Source organism: Qipengyuania sp. (assembly GCF_048550555.1).
In the GTDB taxonomy this organism is placed as follows: Bacteria; Pseudomonadota; Alphaproteobacteria; order Sphingomonadales; family Sphingomonadaceae; genus Qipengyuania.
Window position 1 is genome coordinate 13,838 of sequence record NZ_JBLYYF010000043.1, and the last position, 20,672, is coordinate 34,509.

Below are 20,672 nucleotides of genomic sequence, written 5' to 3' on the forward strand. Positions count from 1 at the left end.
CCGGAGAGGGAAGGGCGGTATCCGCCGCGAGCACGGCGAACGGCAAGAAAAAGGGCCCGGCATCATCGATGCCGGGCCCCTTCGTCACTTGTGCGCGACGCGCGGTCAGAAGCCGGCGCGAACCGTGACGCCGTAAGTCCGCGGTTCGGCGAGGAACGCCGAGTAGGTCTGTTGCGGCGCCACGAACGGCGTGTTGAACGCGACCTGGGTATAGTCGACGTCGAACAGGTTGTTCGCCCACAGCTCGACACCCCAGCGACGGTCCGGTCCGGTGATCCCGATACGGCCGTTCACGATCGTGTAGCCGTCCTGTTCCTTGCCGTAGAGTAGGTCGGAACCGGTGTTGTAGTCGCCGGTGGTACGGGCGTTGACGAAGAACAGGCCCGACAGACCCGAATTGCCGATCGGCGGGGTCCAGCTGAGCGAGGCGGTTGCCGCCAGCTCGGGTGCATTCGACAGATTGTCTCCCGGCAGCAGGCGCAGCGCGGGATCGAGCGGCGAGCCGTCGTCCCGGCCGACGAGATTGCTCTCGTAGCTGGTGTCCGAATAGGTGATCCCCATGGTCACCGTCAGGTCGCGGATCGGGCTGAGCGAGGTTTCGAATTCGAAACCCTGCGCAACGACGCCCGGAGCGACGTTGTCGGTGGCACAGGCGCCGGTGGCGGCACTGCCGTCGCGATCGGCCCCGCCGAGGTCGGTATCGCAGCCATTGACGTTCTGGACCAGGAAGACCGAGCCGTTGAACGTATTCAGCTGGAAGTTGCTGAACTCCTGGCGGAAGGCGGCGACGCTGAAGCCCCATTTGCGCGCGGAGTATTTGACGCCGATTTCATAGGCATTGACGGTTTCCGCGTCGAACTGGAGGTTCGCCGTGTCGAGATTGGCCGGATTGAGCGCCAGCGGGTTTGCCAGCGCCGAGCGGTCGAGGTTGAAACCGCCGGCCTTGTAGCCCTTCGAGTAGGAGCCGTAGACCAGCCAGTCGGGATTGGGCTTCCAGCTCAGCACCGCCGTACCGGTGAACTCGTCCTCGTCGCGCGTGTCGGCGATCGAGACACCATCCAGCTCGGAGGTCGAATTGCCCTGGCACGACAGCGCGATGAGGCCACCCGCAAGGCCGGCCAGCGGCGCAAGGTCGGGAGTACCGTCGCCATCGGTATCGACCGAGGGAACCAGCAGCGGCGAGAGCAGCGTGCGGTTCGCCGGACAATACACGTTGTCGTTGCCGAAGCTGGCATCGAAATCCTTCGTTTCGTTGGTGTAACGAAGGCCGAGCGTCAGATCGATGGTATCGGTGATGTGGACGATGTTGTGCGTGAAGAGGGCGAAGTTCTCGCTCGTCTGGTTGTACACGTCGCCCGTGCCGCCGATATCGCGGATCTGCGCAAGGTTGTTGATGCCTGCAAGGATCAGCGGGGTTGCCGCGCCGAAGGCCGGCGTGCCGGTCAGCGTCCCGTCGAGTGCTGCGACATTGGCACCGAGGCAGTTGTCCGCCGACGGATTGGCCAGCGCCGGATTGATCGCCAGTGCGATGCGGCAGTTGGCGAAAGTGCCGTAATCGTTGCCGAAGCGCAGGTTGTCGCGGGTCTGGAGCTTCTCGTTGGCGTAATAGGCGCCGACGAGCCAGTCGAGCCGGTCATCGAAGGCCGTACCGTTGAGGCGCAGCTCCTGCGTGAAGGTCTTGAACTCGCGCGCGCCGGCATTCTCGCCCGGTGCACGATAGAGGATGTCGACCTGCGTGTAGTCGGTGTCCGAGGCCTGGTTGTTCGAATACTGGCGATAGCCGGTGATCGAGGTCAGCGTGACATTGCCGAAGTCCCAGTTGAGTTCGCCCGAGATACCCCAGTCCTCGGTCTCGCCGGCATAGGTGCGGCCGGGGGTGACGTAGATGTCGCGGTCGAAGGTCGACTGCGTCAGTGCGCGTGGATCCTGGCCGAGGCCGAGCAGGATCGGGACGATCGGATTGCTCGTGCTGGTCAGCCCCGGGCCGCCATTGGGGCGGGCAAACGGATCGAGTCCGGGCGATACGCGAGCCAACGGGGCGAAGTCGGGCTGCACGAAGGTGGCGGCGCAGCAGGCCTCGTCCTTCTTCGAATAGTCGCCGACCAGGCGGAAGCTGAGGTCGCTCGTCGGTTCGAACAGCAGCTGCGCGCGGACGAGGTACCGGTCGCGGTCGTTGACCTTCACGTTGTTGACCACGTCGTTGTAGAAGCCGTCGCGCTTGAAATAGACGCCATCGACACGCGCCGCGATCGTCTCGCCGAGCGGAGCGTTGACGCCGCCTTCGACCTTGATCGCGTCGTAATTGCCGTAGGTGAAGGCGCCATAGCCCGAGAATTCGAACTCGGGCGGGGCGGTATATATGTTGATCAGGCCGGCCGAAGAGTTGCGGCCGCCGAGCGTGCCCTGCGGGCCGCGGAGAATCTCGACGCGGTCGAGCGGGCCGAGTTCAGACAGCGCATTGCCCGAGCGCGAGCGATAGACGCCATCGACGAAGACCGCGACCGAGCTTTCGAGGCCGGGGTTGTCGCCGACCGTACCAATGCCACGAATACGCGCCGAGCCATTGGCTTCGTTACCGGTCGAGGAGACCAGCAGAGAGGGGGCAACCTGGGTCAGGTCGCGAATGTCGGAGACACCCGATTTCTCGAGCATCTCGCCGGAGACGGCCGAGATGGCGACGGGCACGTCGGCCAGGGCCTGTTCGCGGCCCTGGGCGCGAACGATGATGACGTTGCCGGTGTCCACATCGGTGCTGTCCACCGATTGGGCTTCCTCGGCATCTGCACCAGTCGTATCCTGCGCCTGGGCCGCTGCGGGCGCGATGGCAAGCGAGATAGCGAGTGCACCGAAGGCGCACTGATGGCGTAGACCGAACTTTCTCATAGTTTCTCCTCTCATCCCGGCGCCGGCTCATGCCGGGCCCATTTACATGCGTCACAAGCCGCCTGCCTCGCGCAAGTCAAGCGCAGCCAGACAAACGACTTCCTCAGCCGACCGATTTGCGTACCGGCGTTTCAAAAATGTCGCAGATTGTGGCTTCCCCTAGTCGAACTTTCCGCTGCCCTCGGCCTTGCCCCGCAGATAATTGCTGACCGGAAGGCCGTACTTCCCGAGACCGACGACCACCGTGTCGAGCCCCACCGTCTGGGCCCAGAACATCGGCCCGCCGGTATAGAGCGGCCAGCCATAGCCGTTGATCCAGACGACATCGATGTCGCTGGCGCGCTGCGCCATACCCTCCTCCAGGATTTTCGCGCCTTCGTTGACCATCGGGTAGAGCAGGCGCTCGCGAATCTCGTCCTTGGAGATGTCGCGCTGTTGCTTCCCCTCCCCGGCGGCAAAATCGGCGATGATCTGCTTCACCTCGTCCGACGGCGTGCGTTGACGCGCGGCATCATAGTCGTAGAAGCCCTTGCCCGCCTTCTGGCCGAAGCGGCCGACCGCGCAGAGGGCTTCGCGGATCGTGGCGACCTTGGTCGGGTCGCGGTGCCAACCAATGTCGATCCCGGCCAGGTCGCCCATCTGGAACGGGCCCATGGGAAAGCCGAAGTCGAGCAGCACCTCGTCGACCTCCCAATAATTCGCCCCTTCCATGATCAGCGCATTCGCCTGTTCCTGCCGCTTGGACAGCATGCGATTGCCGATGAAGCCGGGACAGACGCCCGACACGGCCGCGACCTTGCCGATTTTCTTGGACAGCTTCATCACCGTGGCGAGCACGTCGTCGCGCGTTTCCTTGCCGCGCACGACCTCGAGCAGCTTCATCACATTGGCGGGCGAGAAGAAGTGCATGCCGACCACATAGCCGGGCCGCCTGGTTGCGGTGGCTATCTCGTCCACGTCGAGATAGCTGGTGTTCGAAGCGAGGATCGCGCCCTGCTTCACCACCTCGTCGAGCTTGGCGAAGACCTCCTTCTTGACGTCCATGTTCTCATAGACAGCCTCGATCACGAGGTCGCAATCGGCGAGGTCGTCATAGGACAGCGTCGGGGTGAGCAGGCCCATGGCCTGTTCGACCTGCTCCTCGGTCATGCGGCCCTTCTTGGCGGTGTTCTCGTAATTCTTGCGCATGACGCCGGTGCCGCGATCGAGCGCGTCCTGCTGCATCTCGAGAATGGTCACCGGGATCCCGGCGGACAGGAAGTTCATTGAGATACCGCCGCCCATAGTGCCGGCGCCGATCACGCCGACTTTCTTGACCGGGATCAGCGGCGTATCCCTGGGCACATCGTCGATCTTGTTGGCGGCACGCTCGGCGAAGAAATAGTGGCGCATGGCGGCGCTCTGGGTGCCGCCCATCAGCTTCATGAACAGCTCGCGCTCCTTCTTCACGCCATCGGCATAGGACAGCTCGCCCGCCGCCTTGACCGCCTCGATCGCCGCATTGGGCGCATCGAAGCCGCGGATGCGGCGGGCCTGCGATGCGCGGAAGCGGTCGAACAGGTCGGGATCGCGCACGCCGTCCTCGTTCGCCTTGCCCTCCGAGGCGCGCGGGACCGGCTGGCCGATCTTCGACCGGGCGAAGGCGATGGCGTCGGCCTCGAGGCTGTCCTCGCCGACCAGCGCATCGACCAGGCCGATCGCCTCGGCCTTCCTGGCCGGGATCGGATTGCCGCCGACGACCAGGGGCAGGGCGGCTTCGGCCCCGACGAGGCGCGGCAGGCGCTGCGTGCCCGCTGCGCCCGGGATCAGCCCGAGCTTGACCTCGGGCAGGCCGAGCTTGGCCGAGGGCACGGCGACGCGGTAGTGGCAGGCGAGCGCGACCTCGCAGCCGCCGCCCAGCGCGGTGCCGTGGATCGCGGCGACCACCGGCTTGTCGCTCGCCTCCATCGCGTCGAGCGTTTCGGGCAGGTTGGGACCGACGGGTGGCTTGCCGAATTCGGTGATGTCGGCACCGGCGAAGAAGGTCTGCCCGTCGCAGCGGATCACCACCGCTTCGATCGTATCGTCCGCCAGCGCCTGCTCGATCGCGTTCTTGAGCCCGGCGCGGACGGCCTGGCCGAGCGCATTGACCGGCGGGTTGTCGGAAATGACGACGAGGACGTTGTCGTGGCGTTCGGTGCGGATGGGGGAGGTCATGGGTTTTCCTCAGGCGTAGGTTTCGGTGAGGGCGGAATAGATCAGCGTCTTCAGCTGGCGCCGGATGGGATAGGCCGACGAGGGATAGACCTGCGTCATGAAGACCATGGTGATGCGTTCGACGGGATCGACGAAGAAGGCAGTCGAATAGGCGCCGCCCCAATAGAACTCGCCCGGGCTCGACGGCATCAGCGTCTTCGCCGGATCGATCACCGTGGCGAAGCCGAGCCCGAAGCCGGTCCCGGCGTTGTTGGCTTCGGAGAACAGGCTGCTCGACATCTCGGTGAGGTCGGCATCGTTCGGCAAATGGTTGGTGCGCATCAGCCGCATGGTCTTGGGGCTGAGGATGCGCGCGCCGTCGAGCTCGCCGCCGTTGAGCAGCATGGTCGCGAAGCGGTGGTAGTCGGCAATCGTTCCGATGAGCCCGCCGCCGCCGCTGTCGAAGGTGCCTGGCTGATTGAGCTTGCTGGTGGCGCCGGCGTTGATCATCCGCGGCGCCTGGCCCGGGCGATAGGCATAGGCATCGACCAGCCGCTCGCTCTGTTCCTCGGCGACGCCGAAACCGGTGTCGGTCATGCCCAGCGGCGCGAAGATGTGCTTCTCGAAATAGTCGCCCAGACGCATCCCGCTGATCCGCTCGACCGCTACGCCGAGGACATCGGTCGAAACCGAGTAGTTCCAGCCTTCGCCGGGCGCGAATTCGAGCGGGAGCTTTGCCAGCTTGGCGATGAATTCGTCGCTGTCCAGATGGTCGCGGGCGAAGTCGAAATTGTGCTCGCGATAGACCGCATCGATGTTGTTGCGGTTCTGCAGCCCGTAGGTGAGGCCCGACATGTGCGTGAGCAGGTCGACGAAGCGCATCGGATGCGCGGGCTTGCCCGGTGCGAAGGGGATCGAGCCGCCGCCGCCGGCATAGATCCTGAGGTCGGCGAATTCGGGAAAGACCTTGGTCACCGGTTCTTCCAGCGCGACCTTGCACTGTTCGACCAGCTGCATGAATGCGACCGAGGTCACCGGCTTGGTCATGCTGGCGATGCGGAACAGCGCGTCGTCGCGCAGCTCGCGCCGGTCGTCGCCCATGCTGCCGAGCCGCGTGTAATGGACCGGCTGGCCGTCGCGTGCGACCACCAGCTGGGCATTGGGCAAGCGGCCACTGTCGATGTAGGTCTGGGCAAGGAAGGGGGCGATTCGCCCAAGCCGATCTTCGCTGAATCCCAGCGTTCCGGCCTCTGCCAGCTCGAACATTCCTCTCTCCTCGCCTCTGCATACCTATGCTTCGGTTTTGCAGGAATAGCGATTTCATCGCTTCTTGCCACCCTCATACCTCAGCTTCAAACGCAGCTTGCGTGAAAAGCCGAAGCAGGGTTAGACAGACGCCCGGAGAGAGACTCGCCCAGCAAGAGGCGATGGATGAGGGGATTGCAATGAGCGAGCTTGCGCGCGCGATCGGATTCGTGCCGCCCGAAGGCTGGCCCGCCATGACGCGCGAGGAATGCCGCGAGCGTTTGTGCGCCCCGGGCGCCCGCTTCGAGATGGAAACGGTGGAGATCGGCGGCGTGCCGACGCGGGTGTGGAAGAACGCCCCGGCGAACCTGCGCCTCGTCGCTATGGCCGGCCGCGCGCATGGAAACCGTCTCTTCACGATCTACGAGGAAGAACGCGTCAGTTACGGCGCGTGGTTTCGCGCAGTCGCCCGGCTGGCCGCCGAATTTCGTGCGCGCGGGGTGGAGAAGGGCGACCGGGTGGCGCTGGCCATGCGCAATCTGCCCGAATGGCCGGTCGCCTTCTTCGCCGCGGTGTCGATCGGGGCAATCTGCGTCCCGCTCAACGCCTGGTGGACGGGGCAGGAACTGGCCTTCGGCCTGGCCAATTCGGGCGCGAAACTGCTGGTCTGCGACGACGAGCGCTGGGACCGTATCACCGGGCACCGCGCGGAATTCCCCGACCTCGAAACCGTGTTCGTCTCGCGCTCCGAAGGCGATCCCGAGGGCGCCGAGCGGCTGGAATCGATCATCGGCAAGCCCAACGACTATGACGGGTTGCCGGACGCCGAACTGCCCGAAGTGGAGATCGCCCCCGACGACGAGGCGACGATTTTCTACACCAGCGGGACTACCGGCCAGCCCAAGGGCGCGCTCGGTACCCACCGCAATCTGTGCACCAATATTCTGTCCAGCGGATACAGTGCGTCCTGCGCTGCGCTGCGCCGGGGCGAGCAGCCGCCCGAGCCCGTTCAGAAGGTCGGCCTGACCGTCATCCCCCTGTTCCACGTCACTGCCTGTTCGGCGGGGTTGATGGGCTATCTCGTCGCCGGCCACACCATGGTGTTCATGCACAAATGGGACCCGGTGCAGGCGTTCGAGCTGATCGAGCGCGAGAAGGTCAATATGACCGGCGGCGTACCGACCATCGCCTGGCAGCTGATCGAACATCCCGAGCGGGAGAACCACGACCTCTCCAGCCTGGAAGCGATCGCCTATGGCGGCGCGCCCTCGGCGCCCGAACTGGTGCGGAAGATATACCAGGTGTTCGGCGCGCTGCCCGGCAACGGCTGGGGCATGACCGAGACGATGGCCACCGTCACCAGCCATTCCAGCGAGGATTACCTCAACCGTCCAGATAGCTGCGGTCCGCCGGTCGCCGCCGCGGACGTGAAGATCATGTCGGAAGACGGGACAACCGAGCTGCCCGTCGGCGAAGTCGGCGAGCTCTGGGCGCGCGGTCCGATGGTGGTGAAAGGCTATTGGAACCGCCCCGAGGCGACTGCCGAGACCTTCGTCGAGGGCTGGGTGCGGACGGGCGACCTTGCCCGCCTCGACGAGGAAGGGTTCTGCTACATCGCCGACCGGGCGAAGGACATGATCATCCGTGGCGGCGAGAACATCTATTCCTCCGAAGTCGAGAACGTCCTCTACGACCACCCGGCGGTGACCGACGCCGCGCTGGTCGGCATTCCGCACAAGACGCTGGGCGAAGAGCCCGCGGCGGTGGTCCACCTCGCTCCGGGCATGTCGGCGAGCGAGGAGGAACTGCGCGCCTGGGTCGCGGAGCGGCTGGCCAAGTTCAAGGTGCCCGTGCGCGTGGCCTTCGTGGAGGATACGCTGCCGCGCAACGCCAACGGCAAGATCCTCAAGAAGGATCTCGGGGCCTTTTTCGCGTGAACCGGCCCGCCGCCACCCGCAAGTTCGGCGAGAAACGCGAAGAGATCGTCCACGCCGCTTCGGTGCTGATCAACGAGGTCGGGGTGCAGGCGACCACGCTGGCCGAGGTGGCGAGGGCGATCGGGCTCAATGCGACCAGCGTGACCTATTACTTCCCGCGCAAGGAACAGCTGGTCGTGGCGGTTTACGACCAGACGCTCACGCTGATGGAGGCGATGGCGCAGGAGGCGCTGGAACAGCCCGATCCGGCCGCGCGGCTGCGCCATTTCATCGCCGCGCATGTCGCCTTGCGCAAGCGCATCCGCGCCGGCGAGCGCGGCCTCACCACCGCCCTGTCGGAAATCCGCACGCTCGAACCCGAAGTGCAGGAGCCCCTGATGGCGCATTATCTGCGCGTGGTCGACATCGTCCGCCGCTTCTTCGGCGAATGGCACAGCAATGCCCGGCGCGCGCTGTTTTCCGCCCGTGCGCACATCCTGCTCGAGGCGATGATGTGGTGGCCGGTGTGGTCGCTGCGCTATTCGGTGCTCGATTTCGGCCGTATCGAGGAGCGCCTGTTCGATATTCTCGCCAACGGCCTGCCGTCCCGGCGGGGCGCCTTCGAACCGCAGGAGCTGATCGGCAACTGGCGCACGCGCGATGCCGACGAACCGGGGCAGAACGAGGCCTTCCTGCGCGCCGCGACGGTGATGATCAACCAGCTCGGCTATCGCGGCGCCTCGGTCAATCGGATCGCCGAGAGCCTCAACGTCACCAAGGGCAGCTTCTACCACCACCACCAGGCGAAGGACGACCTTGTGCTGGCCTGTTTCCAGCAGAGCTACGACCGCCTGTCCTCGGCACAGATCGCCGGGCGCGATATCGGGACCGATTACTGGACCCGCCTGTCGAGCGTGCTCGCCGAACTGGTCGATTTGCAGTTCTTCGATCCGACGCCGCTGTTGCGTACCACCGCGCTGCAGGCGCTCGATGCCGAGCACAAGGCCGATGTGGTGACCCGTTCGAACCGGCTCGCCCGGCGGTTTGCCGGCATGCTGATCGACGGGATCGCCGACGGTTCGGTCCGTGCGATCGACCCGCTGGTTGCCGGGCAGGTGATCATGTCGACGGTCAATTCGGCCTATGAGGCGCGGCACTGGGCGGCGCGCTTCGATCCCCCGGGCGAGGCCATCCGGACCTATCTCTCGGCCATGTCCGAAGGGCTGCTCGCGCCGTCAGGCTGACGCGCGCGGTTCGCGCACGCGCCAGACCATCAGCGCGAGGCTCGCGATCAGCGAGACGAAGGCGGCGACGATCAGCGGGGCGTAACCCAGCGCTGCGATGCTCAGTCCCACCAGTACCGGCCCGATCGAGGACACGCCGCCCTCGACCGTGGTGGTCAGCGCGAGGCGCATCGGGATGTCCTCGTGCTCCCCGAATTCGAGCACCAGCGAAATCGCCGCCATCATCCAGCCCGAGAAGCCGAAGCCGAGGAAGGCGAAGCTCGCGTAGAGCAGCCAGCCGTCGCCGAACACGAGCAACAGCATGCCCGCAAGGCTGCTGGCCAGCGCGCCGAGATAGACCGCGCGGAAGCCCATCCGGTCGCCGAGCGAGCCCCAGACGAGGTTGGACAATGTGTCGGCGGCAAGGAAGGCGAGGCTGAGGGAGCCGATCAGCGCGCCGTCGAGACCCAGCCGGTCGCCGACATAGAGCGTCCAGAAGGGCAGGCCGACGCGCGCGATCGCGGCGAGGCCGTGGGCGATGAGGAAGGCGCGAAAATCGCGGTGCTGGAGCAATTCGCCGAACTGCCCGATCCGCTCGCGCAGCGGCAGTACCGGGCGCAGCCGCGGCGCGTCGGGCTCGCGGATGCCCAGCCGCAGCACGAACAGGCCGACCGAGGTCAGCAGGAAGGCGAGCAGGAAGGTCGTCGCATAGCCGTTGCCGAGCCACTTCTGCTCGATAAAGTAATGTCCCGCGACCCAGGCGAGCCCGGCGGCGATCAGCCCGCCGGCCATGTTGCGGATGCCTTGCAGCCGCCCGCGCCGGTCGATCGGAATGAGCTTGGCCATCAGCATCTGGAAGGCGACGCGCTGCGCCCCGCTGAAGAAGCCGAGCAGGAGGAAGCTGGCGAGGGTGACGACCAGCAATGCGGTGCCCTCGAGCGTCCAGGCGGCGATCGCCAGCGCGAGCACCATCACCCGCATCATCGACCCGACCGCGATCGCATAGGGCAGGATCCGCTTGCGGCTCTCGACCTGCGCGCCCGACAATATGGGCGAGACCGTTCCGCCCAGCTGCAGCAGCGCAGTGCCGAGGCCGACCGCGGCGGCGCTGCCGGTCAGCAGGTAGAGATAGGCGGGGATGATCGTCGGGGCATAGATCAGGCGGAAGCCGGTCATGCCGAAGACGCCGTGCGTCAGATTGGTCGCGTAATTGCGCCGGAGGTTCGCCTCCATGAAGGCGCGATGGCGCCCCCAGACATCGCCGTCCGGGGGCGCCGCATTATCCTCGCCCGAAGAGGCGAGCGCTTCGCTCAATAGTTGCCGAGCTTGGCGAAACGGTCCTTGAGATAGCCCGACGAGCCCCAGGCAGCCTCGAGCACGCGGGCGCGCTTGAGGTAGAAGCCGACGTCGTATTCGTCGGTCATGCCGATCCCGCCGTGCAGCTGGATGCCCTGGTTGGAGATCGTGTGCAGCACGCGGTTGGCTTCCGCCTTGGCGATGGTCGCGGCGCGGGCGACGCCGAAGCCGCCGTCGACCGCCTGCAGTCCCGCCTCGACCGCGCTGCGCATCTGCGCGAGGTCGGCGAAGAGGTCGGCCATGCGGTGCTGCAGCGCCTGGAAGGTGGCGAGCACCTGGTTGAACTGCACGCGCTGCTTCAGATAGTCGAGCGTGGTGTCGAAAACCTGCTGCGCCATGCCGAGCATTTCGGCAGCCGTCAGCACCCGCGCGCGGTCGAGCACATCGTCGAGCAGGCCGTCGCCGCCGCCGGCCAGCTTGTCCGCGGCAGCGCCGTCGAAGGCGAGGTCGGCATGGCTGCGCTGATCGGTCAGCTTGCGCGTGGTGAGCGTGACGCCGTCGCCCTTTTCGACCAGATAGAGCCCGTCCTTGGCCGCGACCACGAACAGGGCCGCGCCATGCGCCTCGTGGACGAAAGCCTTCTTGCCGGTCAGCTTGCCGCCCGACACGCTGGTCTCGATCGCCGACGGATCATGATGCGCGCCTTCGTCGACCGCCAGCGTGGCGACGGTCTCGCCGCTCGCCAGCCTGGGCAGCCATTTGGCCTTCTGCTCGTCGCTGCCGCCGAGGATGATCGCGCTTGCCGCGATCGTGGTGGCGACCAGCGGGCTCGCGGTCAGCGTCTTGCCGAGTTCCTCGACGACGAGGCCGGCCGACATGAAGCCGAAATCCGAACCGCCGTGCTCTTCGGGCACGATCACCCCGGCCCACCCCATTTCGGCCATCGTGGCATAGGCGGAGGTGTCGTAGGCCTGCGGCTCGCCGGTCGCACGGACCTTCCGGAATTCGGTGACGGGGCTTTCATTGGTCGCCCATTCGCGCGCCATGTCGCGCAACATTTCCTGTTCTTCGTTGAGAACTGCCATGTCTGATTGCTCCCCTCTCTTACTGGTGGTCGAGCATGCCGAGCACGCGCTTGGCGATGATGTTGTTCTGGATTTCGGTCGATCCGCCATAGATCGTCGTGGCCTTGCCGAAGAGCCAGCCACGCACGGCCTCGAGCTCGCCGTCGGTGAACTCCTCGCCTTCCCAGCCGAGGCCCTGCAGGCCGCGGATCTCGATCAGCAGCTCGCTGCGTTCCTGGCTCAGCTTGGTGCCGAGCTTTTTCAGCACCGAGCTGATCTCGGAGACGCCGCCCTGCGCCTTGCTCTCCTCGACCGCGCGGCGCGCGGTGAGCAGGAAGCTGTTCCAGCGGATCTCGAAATCGGCGATCTTGTCGCGCAGCACCTTGTCGGCGAGCTCGCCACCGGCATCGGTCGCGCCGTATTTCTTGGCGATGTCGCCAAGGCTCTGGCCCATCATGCTGGCGAGCCGTCCGCCGCCGGAGATGTTGGTGCGCTCGTGCTGCAGCAGGCGCTTGCCGATGGTCCAGCCCTGGCCCTCCTCGCCGACGAGGTTCTCCTTGGGCACCTTCACATCGGTGAAGAAAGTCTCGCAGAAGGGGCTGGTGCCGCTGATCATGGTGATCGGGCGAACCTCGACGCCGGGCGCGTCCATGTCGATCAGCATGAAGCTGATGCCGCGGTGCTTGTCGCTCTTGTCGGTGCGGACGATGGCGAAGCACTTGTCGGCCCACTGGCCGCCGCTGGTCCAGGTCTTCTGGCCGTTGACGAGATAGTGGTCGCCCTTGTCCTCGGCGAAGGTCTGCAGGTTGGCGAGGTCGGACCCGGCATTGGGTTCCGAATAGCCCTGGCACCAGCGGATTTCGCCGCGGCAGATCGGCGGGATGTGCTCGCTCTTCTGTTCCTCGCTGCCGTATTCGAGCAGCGTTGGGCCGAACATCATCACGCCCATGCCGCCGATCGGATTGTAGGCGCCGGCCTTGGCGAATTCCTGGTCGAGAATCCTGGCCTGCGCCTTGGTCAGGCCGCCGCCGCCATATTGGCGGGGCCAGCTCGGCGTGCCCCAGCCGCGTTCGCCCACCGCCTCGCGCCAGGCCTTCTGCGCCGGCGTTTCATCGGTCGGCCCGTCGACGCCGGCAAGGGCGCTGCCCTTGTTCTTGAGCTCGGCGGGGAAATGGTCGGCGAGGAATTGCTGCACTTCGGTGCGGAATGCATCCTCGTCCGCCCGGACATCGGGTTCTAGCTGGGTTGCCATGGGCCTCTCCTTGAAATCATTCGGATCCTAGCGGGTGGCGCCGCTTACGGGATTGTTGCTCTGCACGCGGGCATTCGCTTCCGCCTCGCGGGCGCGCAGCGTCTCGACATTCTCCAGGTGCTGCGCTTGGGTAATGAGATAGAACCACAGGACAAGGCAGCCAATCCCCCACGGCGCCATCACCATCGGCACCTCATGCGCGATCGGGCTGTCGGTCATCGCGCGGGTCCCCGCCTCGGGATTGAGACCGACCGGGAAGCGCGAGGTTTCGAGCCAGATGCCTGCCGCGAGGATGCCGAGCCCGGCGGCGCACTGCACCGCGAAGCTGTTCGCCGCGAAATGGATCCCTGCATTGTGGCAGTCCGATTTCACCGCGTCGTCTTCGACTGCCGTCGAGAGCTTGCGCGGCGCAGTCGCGAGCAGGGCGTCGGCGCGGCTCATGGCAGCGGCTCCCGATCGGGATACCCAATTTTCGGAAAAACCATTCGCACGACGGCGATCATATGCCGGGGTCGGTGCCGCACCCAGTGACGCTCCTCTCCTGCCCCATGCGCTCGTCCGTTTTGGGGAATCGCATGCTCTCTGGGCGATGGGTAGCATACCGCACAACCGAAAGTGGGCAAGCGCAAGCATGCCGACGCTACGGCATGGCGCTTTGCCCTTGACGCGGGCGACCGCATCCGCCTCAAGCACGCGCATGAGTGAGACATCCAAGCCCCGGATCCGCATGCGCAGCTGGCTGTTCGCCCCGGGCGACAGCGAGAAGAAAATGACCAAGGCCGCCGAGGGCGAGGCCGACATCGTCATCTTCGATCTCGAGGATTCGGTGGTCGAAAGCGGCAAGCCCGAGGCCCGCGCGGCGATCGCGCAGTTCCTCCAGGGAAAGAGCGAGGCAGAGCGCGCGCGGCTGTGGGTGCGGGTCAACCCGCTCGACGGGGCGTGGACCGCCGCCGACCTTGCGGTGATCATGCCCGCGCGTCCCGGCGGGATCATGCTGCCCAAATCGCGCGGGCGGCATGACGTCGAGGAGCTCGATCGCCAGATGACCGCGCTCGAGGTCGAGAACGGGATGGAACCCGGATCGACCCCGGTGATCGCGCTGGTGACCGAAACCGCGGCGGCGATGTTCACCACGGGTGATTATGGCGGCGCGCCGCGGCTGGCTGCGATGACCTGGGGCGCGGAGGATCTCGCGGATTCGATCGGCGCGCAGAGCAACAAGGATTTCGATGGCGATTTCGCCTTCACCTACAAGCTCGCGCGCAGCCTGTGCCTGCTCGGCGCGGCGGCGGCCGAAGTCGTTCCGGTCGAGACCATCGACACCAATTTCCGCGATCTCGAGGCGTTGCGCCATCGTGCGATCGAGGTCCGCCGCCAGGGCTATCGCGGGATGCTGGCGATCCACCCGGCGCAGGTCCCGGTGATCAACGAAGCCTTCACGCCGAGCGAGGAAGAGATCGCCGAGGCGCGCGAGATCGTCGGCCTGTTCGAGGCGAACCCAGGCGCGGGAACGATCGGCTGGCAGGGCGGCATGCTCGACCGCCCGCATCTCTCGCGCGCGCGCCAGTTGCTGGCGCAGGTCGAGGATTAGGCGGACAGCTTGCCGACCTCCTCGAGCACCCGCTCGGCCCATTCGGGGCGGCAGATGAGCAGGTCGGGCATGTAGGTGTCGGAATTGTTGTAGATCAGCGGGCTGCCGTCGATGCGGCTCGCGTGCAGGCCGTGCGCCAACGCGACTGCGGCGGGCGCGGCGCTGTCCCATTCGTACTGGCCACCGGTGTGGAGATAGATTTCCGCCTCGCCGCGAACCACCGCCATGGATTTGGCGCCGGCCGAGCCCATGCCGACGAGTTCGGCGCCGATCGCTTCGGAGACGGCGACCGCTTGGGCCGCCGGACGCGTGCGGCTGACCACCATGCGCGGCTTCTCGGCGCTCGCGGGCATGTCGATGGGGGCGTCGGTGCGCAGAACGGTGCCGAGGCCGGGCAGGGCAACGGCGCCGATCTCGGGCTTCCCGTCGACGCAGAGCGCGACATGCACCGCCCAGTCGGTGCGCGCCTCGCCATATTCGCGTGTGCCGTCGACCGGGTCGACGATCCACACGCGCTCCTTCGACAGGCGCTCGTCGGTGTCCTTGCTTTCCTCGGACAGCAGACCGTCGTCGGGCCGCTGTTCGCGCAGCGCGTGGACGAGGAACTGGTTGGCGGTCTGGTCGCCCGCCTTGCCCAGCGCCTTGCCTTCGAACATCCCGCTCTCGCGGACCTCGATCAGGATCCGGCCCGCCACTTCGGCAAGATGGGCTGCGAGTTCGGCGTCGGTCATGCTGGTATTGTCCCCGGTGTCCAAATGCTTGGGGGTTCGCATGGCAGACCGAAGTCGCCTTGCGAACCCCCGAATTGTTGCAAGTGCGAAATCAGGCGGTGGCGGGCTTGCGCGCGTAGATGCCGAATGCCGCTATGATCGCATAGCAGGCGATCGGCAGGATCAGGGCCGTGCCCAGGCTGCCGCTGGCATCGGCCAGCATGCCGGTGAGCAGCGGGATCACCGCGCCGCCGAAGATGGCGATGTTGATGATCCCCGACCCGTCGGCCGCCTTGAGCCCGAGCTTTTCGCAGGCGAGCGAGAAGATCGTCGGGAACATGATGGAGTTCATCAGGCCCACCGCCAGCAGGCTGTAGGCCGAGACAGTGCCCGTGGTGTTGGTCGATATCAGCACCAGCGAGATCGCGCCCAGCGCCACGCCCGTCAGGATCAGGCCGGGGCTGACGAAGCGCAGCACCAGCGAACCGATGATCCGGCCGACGAGGGCACCGCCCCAGTACATCCAGATCATGTTGCCCGCCGCCTGCTCGCTCAGTCCCATGACGCCTTCCTGCATCAGGTAGCTGACGATCAGCGAGCCGATGGCGACTTCGGCACCGACGTAGAGGAAGATGCAGGCCGCGCCGAAGGAGAAGCGCGTGCGGCTGAGCAGGCTGTTGCCCCACAGCCAGATCGCCGGAGCGGCCACAAGCAGGACGATGCCGAGGATTTCCCTGCCGCTGATCACCAGCCAGCCGCCGATCCCGATCAGCACGATCCCAACGAGATAGCGCAGCGGTGTCGTCAGAGCGGCGCCTTCCATCGAGGTCGTGTCATGCGGCAGCTTGTTGCGATAGAGCCAGACCACCAGCGCGATCACGGCGAGCGCGACGGCGAGGCCGATATAGGTCGAAACGATCGCCGCGCTTTCGGCGGTGCGATAGGCGTCGAGTTCGGCGCCCGAGAGCTCGGCGGCGGAGACCCCCGCGATCCCGCCGAGGATCAGCGCGGAGCCGACGCGCGGGAAGACCGTCGTGCCGAGGCTGTTGAAGGCCTGCGCGAAGGTGAGCCGGCTGTGCACCGTCTTCTGCGGGCCGAGCAGGCTGATCAGCGGATTGGTGACGACCTGAACGATCACCACGCCGCTGGCGAGGATGAACAGCGCGCCGAGGAACAGGCCGTAGGTCGCGGTCTGGCTCGCCGGAATGAACAGCAGGCAGCCCGCCATCATGGTCAGCAGGCCGGCCACCGCGCCGCGCATGTAGCCGACCTTCTTGACCAGCTGCGCGCCCGGAATCCCGATCAGCAGATAGGCGGTGAAGAAGCAGAACTGGACCAGCATCGCCTGCGTGTAGTTGAGCGTGAACAGCTCTTTCAGCTTGGGCAGGATCACGTCGTTGAGCGAGGTGATGCCGCCGAAGATGAAGAACAGCGCGAAGACGAAATATTGCAGGCCGGGCGCATTCACATGTGTGCCTTCGTCCGCGATCGCGTTCGGATCGGTGCTCGTCGCAACATCGGGTGCGAGTGCCATGTCAGATTTCCTCCCTGGAGCCGGTGCGACGTATCGGCGCCCGGGCCGTATTTCTCGTTCGTCGTGTGACACGCCATAACCGGGTCACAAGACGAATACGAATGCATTCGTTCAGAACGAGCAGGCGGTGCCCTCTGGTACGTCCTCGCGCGTTACGCTGGAAATCCGGAAGCTTATGTCGCCTTCGGTTTCGAAGCGGATGCGCTTGCCCAGGCCCGGTGCGCAGGCCCCGGTGATCAGCATCTCGCGCCACCCCTTGCCGTGGGCGAGCGCGAACTTGTCGGTCAGGTCGACCACGGCGTCCTCGCCGACCCGCAGGGCGATCGGCGCGGTCGGGCGCGTCATCACCTCGTAGGCGATGCGATAGGCGCCGCCGCTGTCGCGATCCTGCGCGAGGCCGAAGCGCGATCCGGCGCGCATCGAAATCTCGCGCGCATCCTCCTGCGCATTCCGGTCCACGCTGCGAACGCTCACCCCCGCATCGGTGATGTCGCCGCGCATCTGCGCCAGCAGCTCGCCTTCGCCGGTGATGTTCGGCTTGGTCACGAAAGCGATCGCGCCATCGGCGAGCCGCCCGGATTCGAACAATGCCCGCGTCGGTCCTTCGAGCAGCGGCGCGCAGGTCTCGTCGAGCTGCGACGTGGCCGAGGTGTCGCCGAGCGCGCGGCCGTATCCGACCGGGAAGAGGGCTCCCTTCGGACCGTTCAACGGGCCGAAATCGCAGGTCGCCGGCCAGCTGAAGCCGAGCTTGCCTGTCGCGGGCCGCGCGCCGGTCAGCACGTCGGCGATTCCCTCGCCCTCGCTGCCCGGCAGCCACGAGGCGACGAAGGCATCTGCGGCATTGAGTTCGCGATTGACCCACATCGGCCGGCCCGAAAGGAACACGGCGACGGTCGGGATGCCGTCCGCCTTGAACTTGCGCAGCAGGTCGAGTCCTTCCTCGTCGGTGAAACCGAGATGCTTCCTATCGCCCGCGAATTCGGCATAGGGTTCCTCGCCGAAGACGACGATCGCGACGTCCGGTTTTTCGGCATAGCTGCCGTCGGTCGACAGCGTCGCCTTGCCGCCGCTTTCCTCCGCGGCCGCCTTCAGCCCGCTCCAGATCGAGGTCGCACCGGGGAAATAGCTGTTGTCGAGCTCGCCGCCGCCCTGCCAGGTCAGCGTCCAGCCGCCCGCAGCCTGCGCGATATTGTCGGCGGCAGTGCCTGCGACGAGGATGTTCGCGCCCGCCTGCAGGGGCAGGACCCCGTCGTTCTTGAGCAGCACTTGCGACTTCGCCACCGCCTCGCGCGCGATCGCGCGGTGTTCGGGCGAGCCAAGCAATTCAAGCTGGCCGGCATTGGGCCGATCGGAGGGCTTCACGACGCCGTCGAGCAGACCGGCCCGCAGCTTGACGCGCAGGATGCGCGTGACGGCCTCGTCGAGCGTCGCCATCGGGACGGTGCCGTCCTCGACCTGCGCGACCAGCGTTTCGAGCAGCCCCTTCCAGTCGTCGGGCACCATGTAGATGTCGAGCCCGGCGAGCAGCGATTGCGGGCAATCGGTATTGGTGCACCCTGCCACCTGCCCATGGCCGTTCCAGTCGCCCACGACGAGGCCGTCGAAGCCCAGTTGGCCGCGCAGCACGTCGGTCAGCAGCGCCTTGTTGCCGTGCATCTTCTTGCCGTTGATCGAATTGAAGCTGGCCATGATGGCCTCGACCCCGGCACCGATCGCGGCGGGGTAGGGGGCGGCGTGGATCGCCTTCAGCGCCTCGATGTCGCCGGTCACCTCGCCCTGGTCGACGCCCTGATCGGTTCCGCCGTCGCCGAAGAAGTGCTTGGCGGTGGCGATGACATGACCTGGTCCGAGACGGTCGGGATCGCCCTTGCGCCCCTGCAGCCCCTCGACCAGCGCGGCGCCCAGCGGAGCGACGATCCGGGGGTCTTCGGAATAGCTTTCATAGGTCCGGCCCCAGCGGTCGTCCTGGGCGACCGCAACGGTGGGCGAGAAGTTCCAGTCGATCCCGGTCACTTCGATCTCGACCGCGGTCGCTTCGCCGATCCGGCGGATCAGGTCGGCATCGCGCGTCGCGCCCAGCGCGATATTGTGCGGGAAGATGGTCGCGCCCACCACATTGGTATGGCCGTGGACGGCGTCGGTGCCCCACATGGTCGGGATCGCCGGCTCGTCGCCGGGCAGCGGCTTGACCGAGGCGAGATACATCTCGTCGGCCAGCCGCAGCCACTCGCCGGCAGGCGCGTATTCGTCGCCATAGGGGCCGCCGTTGCCGCCGTTCAGATAGCTCCCGAAGCGGTAGCGTTCCATGTCGGCGGCGGTGAAGGAATTGATCTGCGGCTGGATCAGCTGCGCGACCTTGCGCTCGAGGCTCATGCGCGAAATGAGATTGGCGACGCGCGCATCCTCGGTGGACTGCGGCGCCTGCACCGCCGGCGCATCGCGCAATTCGGCCGGGGCCGTGGTGCACCCGGCAAGGCAGATGGCCGCAGCCGTCGACGTCAGAAACGCTTTCATCCCAATAGTCCCCTCAGCGTTCCCGATTTGAATGAGAACGTTATCAATCGTGAGGGGTGCCACGCAAATGACGGAAAATCAAGCGGCGGATCAAGGTTCTTGCCGGTTGGCGTCGCACCCAGCCGAAGGGTTGGGGTGGCGCGGCGGGAAATGCCGTCCCCGGTGCGGCGCGGATCGGCTCAGCGCTTGCGATCGCTCGGCGCCCGTCCGGTCGAGCCGCGGACGATCAATTCGCCTTCGACCACCACCGGAGCCCCCGGAATTCCGTCCTTGCGCAGGTCGATGAGCAGCTCGACCGCGCGGGCCACGGTCCTCGCAATCGGCTGGTCGAGCGCGGTCAGGGCGGGGGTGGTGAAGCGCACGATCGGGGTATTGTCGAAGCTGACGATAGACAGATCGCGCGGGACATGGAGCCCGCGTTCCTTGGCCACGTCGAGCGTCGCGAGCGCCATCTGGTCGCTGCTGGCGATGATCGCGGTCGGCGGGTCGGCGCGGTCGAGCAGCGCGCGGGCCGCGGGCAGTCCGCTCTCGAAGCTGAAATCGCCTTTTTCGAGCAGGCCGTCGCAATCGAGCTCGGCATTCGCCATCGCTTCGCGCCATCCGTCGACGCGCCAGCCGGCGAGGCTGTACTCGTCGGGCCCGGCGATGAAGCCGATCCGCGTGTGACCCAGTTCGATGAGATGGTCGGTCGCCTTGCCCGCCAGCAATTCGTCGCCCATCGTCATGCGGATGCCGGGGCCTTCCTCGGTCGATCCGATCCGCGCGAAGGGAATGCCGCTCTCGGCGAGGAACCCGGTGATCTGCGGGTTTTCCGAATGCGGCGGCGTCACGATCACGCCGTCGGGCTGCAAGGCGGCGATCGCCGCGCCGAGCTCGCGCTCGACGTGGTCGCTATGCGTGTCGACCAGTTCGAAGATCATGCGATATCCGCGCTCGGCCGCGGTCAGCATCCCGCCGAGCAGCATCTGGTCGACCCAGTCGCGCCCGTCGCGCGCCTGCCAGTCGGCTATGGTGCGGTCGCGATCGTTGATGGCGAGGATCAGGTAGGAACGCGACCCGCTCATCCTCTGCGCCGCGATCGAGGGGACGTAGCCGAGCTTGTCGATGCTCGCCTGCACCTTCTCCTTCATCGCCGGCCGCACATTGGGCTCGTTGTTGATCACACGGCTGACCGTCTGCAGGGAAACGCCTGCATCGGCTGCAACATGCTTGATGGTGACTGACTGCCGCCGCCGTCCCATGAGTGTGACTAACCCCCGTACTACCCGT

Annotated in this window: 14 protein-coding genes; 3 read left to right on the forward strand and 11 right to left on the reverse strand. The window is 66.3% G+C overall.

The window, feature by feature from the left end:
- Positions 1-105: 105 nt before the first annotated feature.
- The 3 genes from ACN4E0_RS11420 to ACN4E0_RS11430 form a co-directional block, all read right to left on the reverse strand.
- Complete coding sequence (locus ACN4E0_RS11420; protein ID WP_419567938.1) at positions 106-2,883, reverse strand: TonB-dependent receptor; 2,778 nt, start codon at positions 2,881-2,883, stop codon at positions 106-108.
- A 159-nt stretch (positions 2,884-3,042) separates the two neighbouring features.
- A complete protein-coding gene (locus tag ACN4E0_RS11425; protein ID WP_419567940.1) occupies positions 3,043-5,079 on the reverse strand; it encodes a 3-hydroxyacyl-CoA dehydrogenase NAD-binding domain-containing protein in 2,037 nt (678 codons plus the stop codon).
- Positions 5,080-5,088: 9 nt separating this feature from the next.
- A complete protein-coding gene (locus ACN4E0_RS11430) occupies positions 5,089-6,324 on the reverse strand; it encodes a serine hydrolase domain-containing protein (protein WP_419567942.1) in 1,236 nt (411 codons plus the stop codon).
- Positions 6,325-6,503: 179 nt separating this feature from the next.
- Here ACN4E0_RS11430 and ACN4E0_RS11435 point away from each other — a divergent pair, with 179 nt between their 5' ends.
- Entirely contained in the window at positions 6,504-8,240 is a 1,737-nt protein-coding gene (locus tag ACN4E0_RS11435; RefSeq protein ID WP_419567944.1) for a class I adenylate-forming enzyme family protein, read from the forward strand.
- Positions 8,237-9,463, forward strand: coding sequence for a TetR/AcrR family transcriptional regulator (locus tag ACN4E0_RS11440; protein WP_419567946.1), 1,227 nt, complete (start codon positions 8,237-8,239; stop codon positions 9,461-9,463). Before ACN4E0_RS11435 ends, ACN4E0_RS11440 begins: the two co-directional genes overlap by 4 nt.
- On the opposite strand, the gene ACN4E0_RS11445 is transcribed toward ACN4E0_RS11440, so the two are convergent.
- Genes ACN4E0_RS11445 through ACN4E0_RS11460 form a run of 4 tightly spaced genes read right to left on the reverse strand, consistent with a single transcriptional unit; the run spans position 9,455 to position 13,495 of the window.
- On the reverse strand, positions 9,455-10,756 hold the full coding sequence (locus ACN4E0_RS11445) for an MFS transporter (RefSeq protein WP_419567948.1): 1,302 nt from the start codon (positions 10,754-10,756) through the stop codon (positions 9,455-9,457). The genes ACN4E0_RS11440 and ACN4E0_RS11445 overlap by 9 nt on opposite strands.
- The gene (locus ACN4E0_RS11450; RefSeq protein ID WP_419567950.1) at positions 10,753-11,823 is read right to left on the reverse strand and encodes an acyl-CoA dehydrogenase family protein; all 1,071 of its coding nucleotides are present in this window, start codon (positions 11,821-11,823) and stop codon (positions 10,753-10,755) included. Before ACN4E0_RS11450 ends, ACN4E0_RS11445 begins: the two co-directional genes overlap by 4 nt.
- A 19-nt stretch (positions 11,824-11,842) precedes the next feature.
- The gene (locus ACN4E0_RS11455) at positions 11,843-13,054 is read right to left on the reverse strand and encodes an acyl-CoA dehydrogenase family protein (protein WP_419567951.1); all 1,212 of its coding nucleotides are present in this window, start codon (positions 13,052-13,054) and stop codon (positions 11,843-11,845) included.
- Positions 13,055-13,081: 27 nt separating this feature from the next.
- Complete coding sequence (locus ACN4E0_RS11460) at positions 13,082-13,495, reverse strand: hypothetical protein (RefSeq protein WP_419567953.1); 414 nt, start codon at positions 13,493-13,495, stop codon at positions 13,082-13,084.
- Between the two features lie 256 nt (positions 13,496-13,751).
- On the opposite strand from ACN4E0_RS11460, the gene ACN4E0_RS11465 reads away from it, so the two are divergent.
- Positions 13,752-14,645 (forward strand): HpcH/HpaI aldolase/citrate lyase family protein, encoded by an 894-nt coding sequence (locus ACN4E0_RS11465; protein ID WP_419567955.1) that lies wholly within the window; start codon positions 13,752-13,754, stop codon positions 14,643-14,645.
- Here the strand turns inward: ACN4E0_RS11465 and ACN4E0_RS11470 are convergent.
- The 4 genes from ACN4E0_RS11470 to ACN4E0_RS11485 all read right to left on the reverse strand — a co-directional run bounded on the left by ACN4E0_RS11470 (position 14,642) and on the right by ACN4E0_RS11485 (position 20,644).
- A complete protein-coding gene (locus tag ACN4E0_RS11470; RefSeq protein WP_419567956.1) occupies positions 14,642-15,376 on the reverse strand; it encodes a 3'(2'),5'-bisphosphate nucleotidase CysQ in 735 nt (244 codons plus the stop codon). The genes ACN4E0_RS11465 and ACN4E0_RS11470 overlap by 4 nt on opposite strands.
- Positions 15,377-15,467: 91 nt before the next feature.
- Positions 15,468-16,889, reverse strand: a complete 1,422-nt coding sequence (locus ACN4E0_RS11475; RefSeq protein ID WP_419567958.1) for a sugar MFS transporter — start codon at positions 16,887-16,889, stop codon at positions 15,468-15,470.
- A gap of 111 nt (positions 16,890-17,000) precedes the next feature.
- Positions 17,001-19,403: a glycoside hydrolase family 3 N-terminal domain-containing protein gene (locus ACN4E0_RS11480; protein ID WP_419567960.1), complete on the reverse strand. Its 2,403-nt coding sequence runs from the start codon at positions 19,401-19,403 to the stop codon at positions 17,001-17,003.
- Between the two features lie 179 nt (positions 19,404-19,582).
- On the reverse strand, positions 19,583-20,644 hold the full coding sequence (locus ACN4E0_RS11485; RefSeq protein WP_419567962.1) for a LacI family DNA-binding transcriptional regulator: 1,062 nt from the start codon (positions 20,642-20,644) through the stop codon (positions 19,583-19,585).
- Positions 20,645-20,672: the final 28 nt, after the last annotated feature.

What these genes read in the sequence shown, in the direction of transcription:
- ACN4E0_RS11420 (WP_419567938.1), bottom strand. Translation starts at nt 2,883, where the DNA reads ATGAGAAAGTTCGGTCTACGCCATCAGTGCGCCTTCGGTGCACTCGCT.
- ACN4E0_RS11425 (WP_419567940.1), bottom strand. Translation starts at nt 5,079, where the DNA reads ATGACCTCCCCCATCCGCACCGAACGCCACGACAACGTCCTCGTCGTC.
- ACN4E0_RS11430 (WP_419567942.1), bottom strand. Translation starts at nt 6,324, where the DNA reads ATGTTCGAGCTGGCAGAGGCCGGAACGCTGGGATTCAGCGAAGATCGG.
- ACN4E0_RS11435 (WP_419567944.1), top strand. Translation starts at nt 6,504, where the DNA reads ATGAGCGAGCTTGCGCGCGCGATCGGATTCGTGCCGCCCGAAGGCTGG.
- ACN4E0_RS11450 (WP_419567950.1), bottom strand. Translation starts at nt 11,823, where the DNA reads ATGGCAGTTCTCAACGAAGAACAGGAAATGTTGCGCGACATGGCGCGC.
- ACN4E0_RS11455 (WP_419567951.1), bottom strand. Translation starts at nt 13,054, where the DNA reads ATGGCAACCCAGCTAGAACCCGATGTCCGGGCGGACGAGGATGCATTC.
- ACN4E0_RS11460 (WP_419567953.1), bottom strand. Translation starts at nt 13,495, where the DNA reads ATGAGCCGCGCCGACGCCCTGCTCGCGACTGCGCCGCGCAAGCTCTCG.
- ACN4E0_RS11465 (WP_419567955.1), top strand. Translation starts at nt 13,752, where the DNA reads ATGAGTGAGACATCCAAGCCCCGGATCCGCATGCGCAGCTGGCTGTTC.
- ACN4E0_RS11470 (WP_419567956.1), bottom strand. Translation starts at nt 15,376, where the DNA reads ATGACCGACGCCGAACTCGCAGCCCATCTTGCCGAAGTGGCGGGCCGG.
- ACN4E0_RS11475 (WP_419567958.1), bottom strand. Translation starts at nt 16,889, where the DNA reads ATGGCACTCGCACCCGATGTTGCGACGAGCACCGATCCGAACGCGATC.
- ACN4E0_RS11480 (WP_419567960.1), bottom strand. Translation starts at nt 19,403, where the DNA reads ATGAAAGCGTTTCTGACGTCGACGGCTGCGGCCATCTGCCTTGCCGGG.
- ACN4E0_RS11485 (WP_419567962.1), bottom strand. Translation starts at nt 20,644, where the DNA reads ATGGGACGGCGGCGGCAGTCAGTCACCATCAAGCATGTTGCAGCCGAT.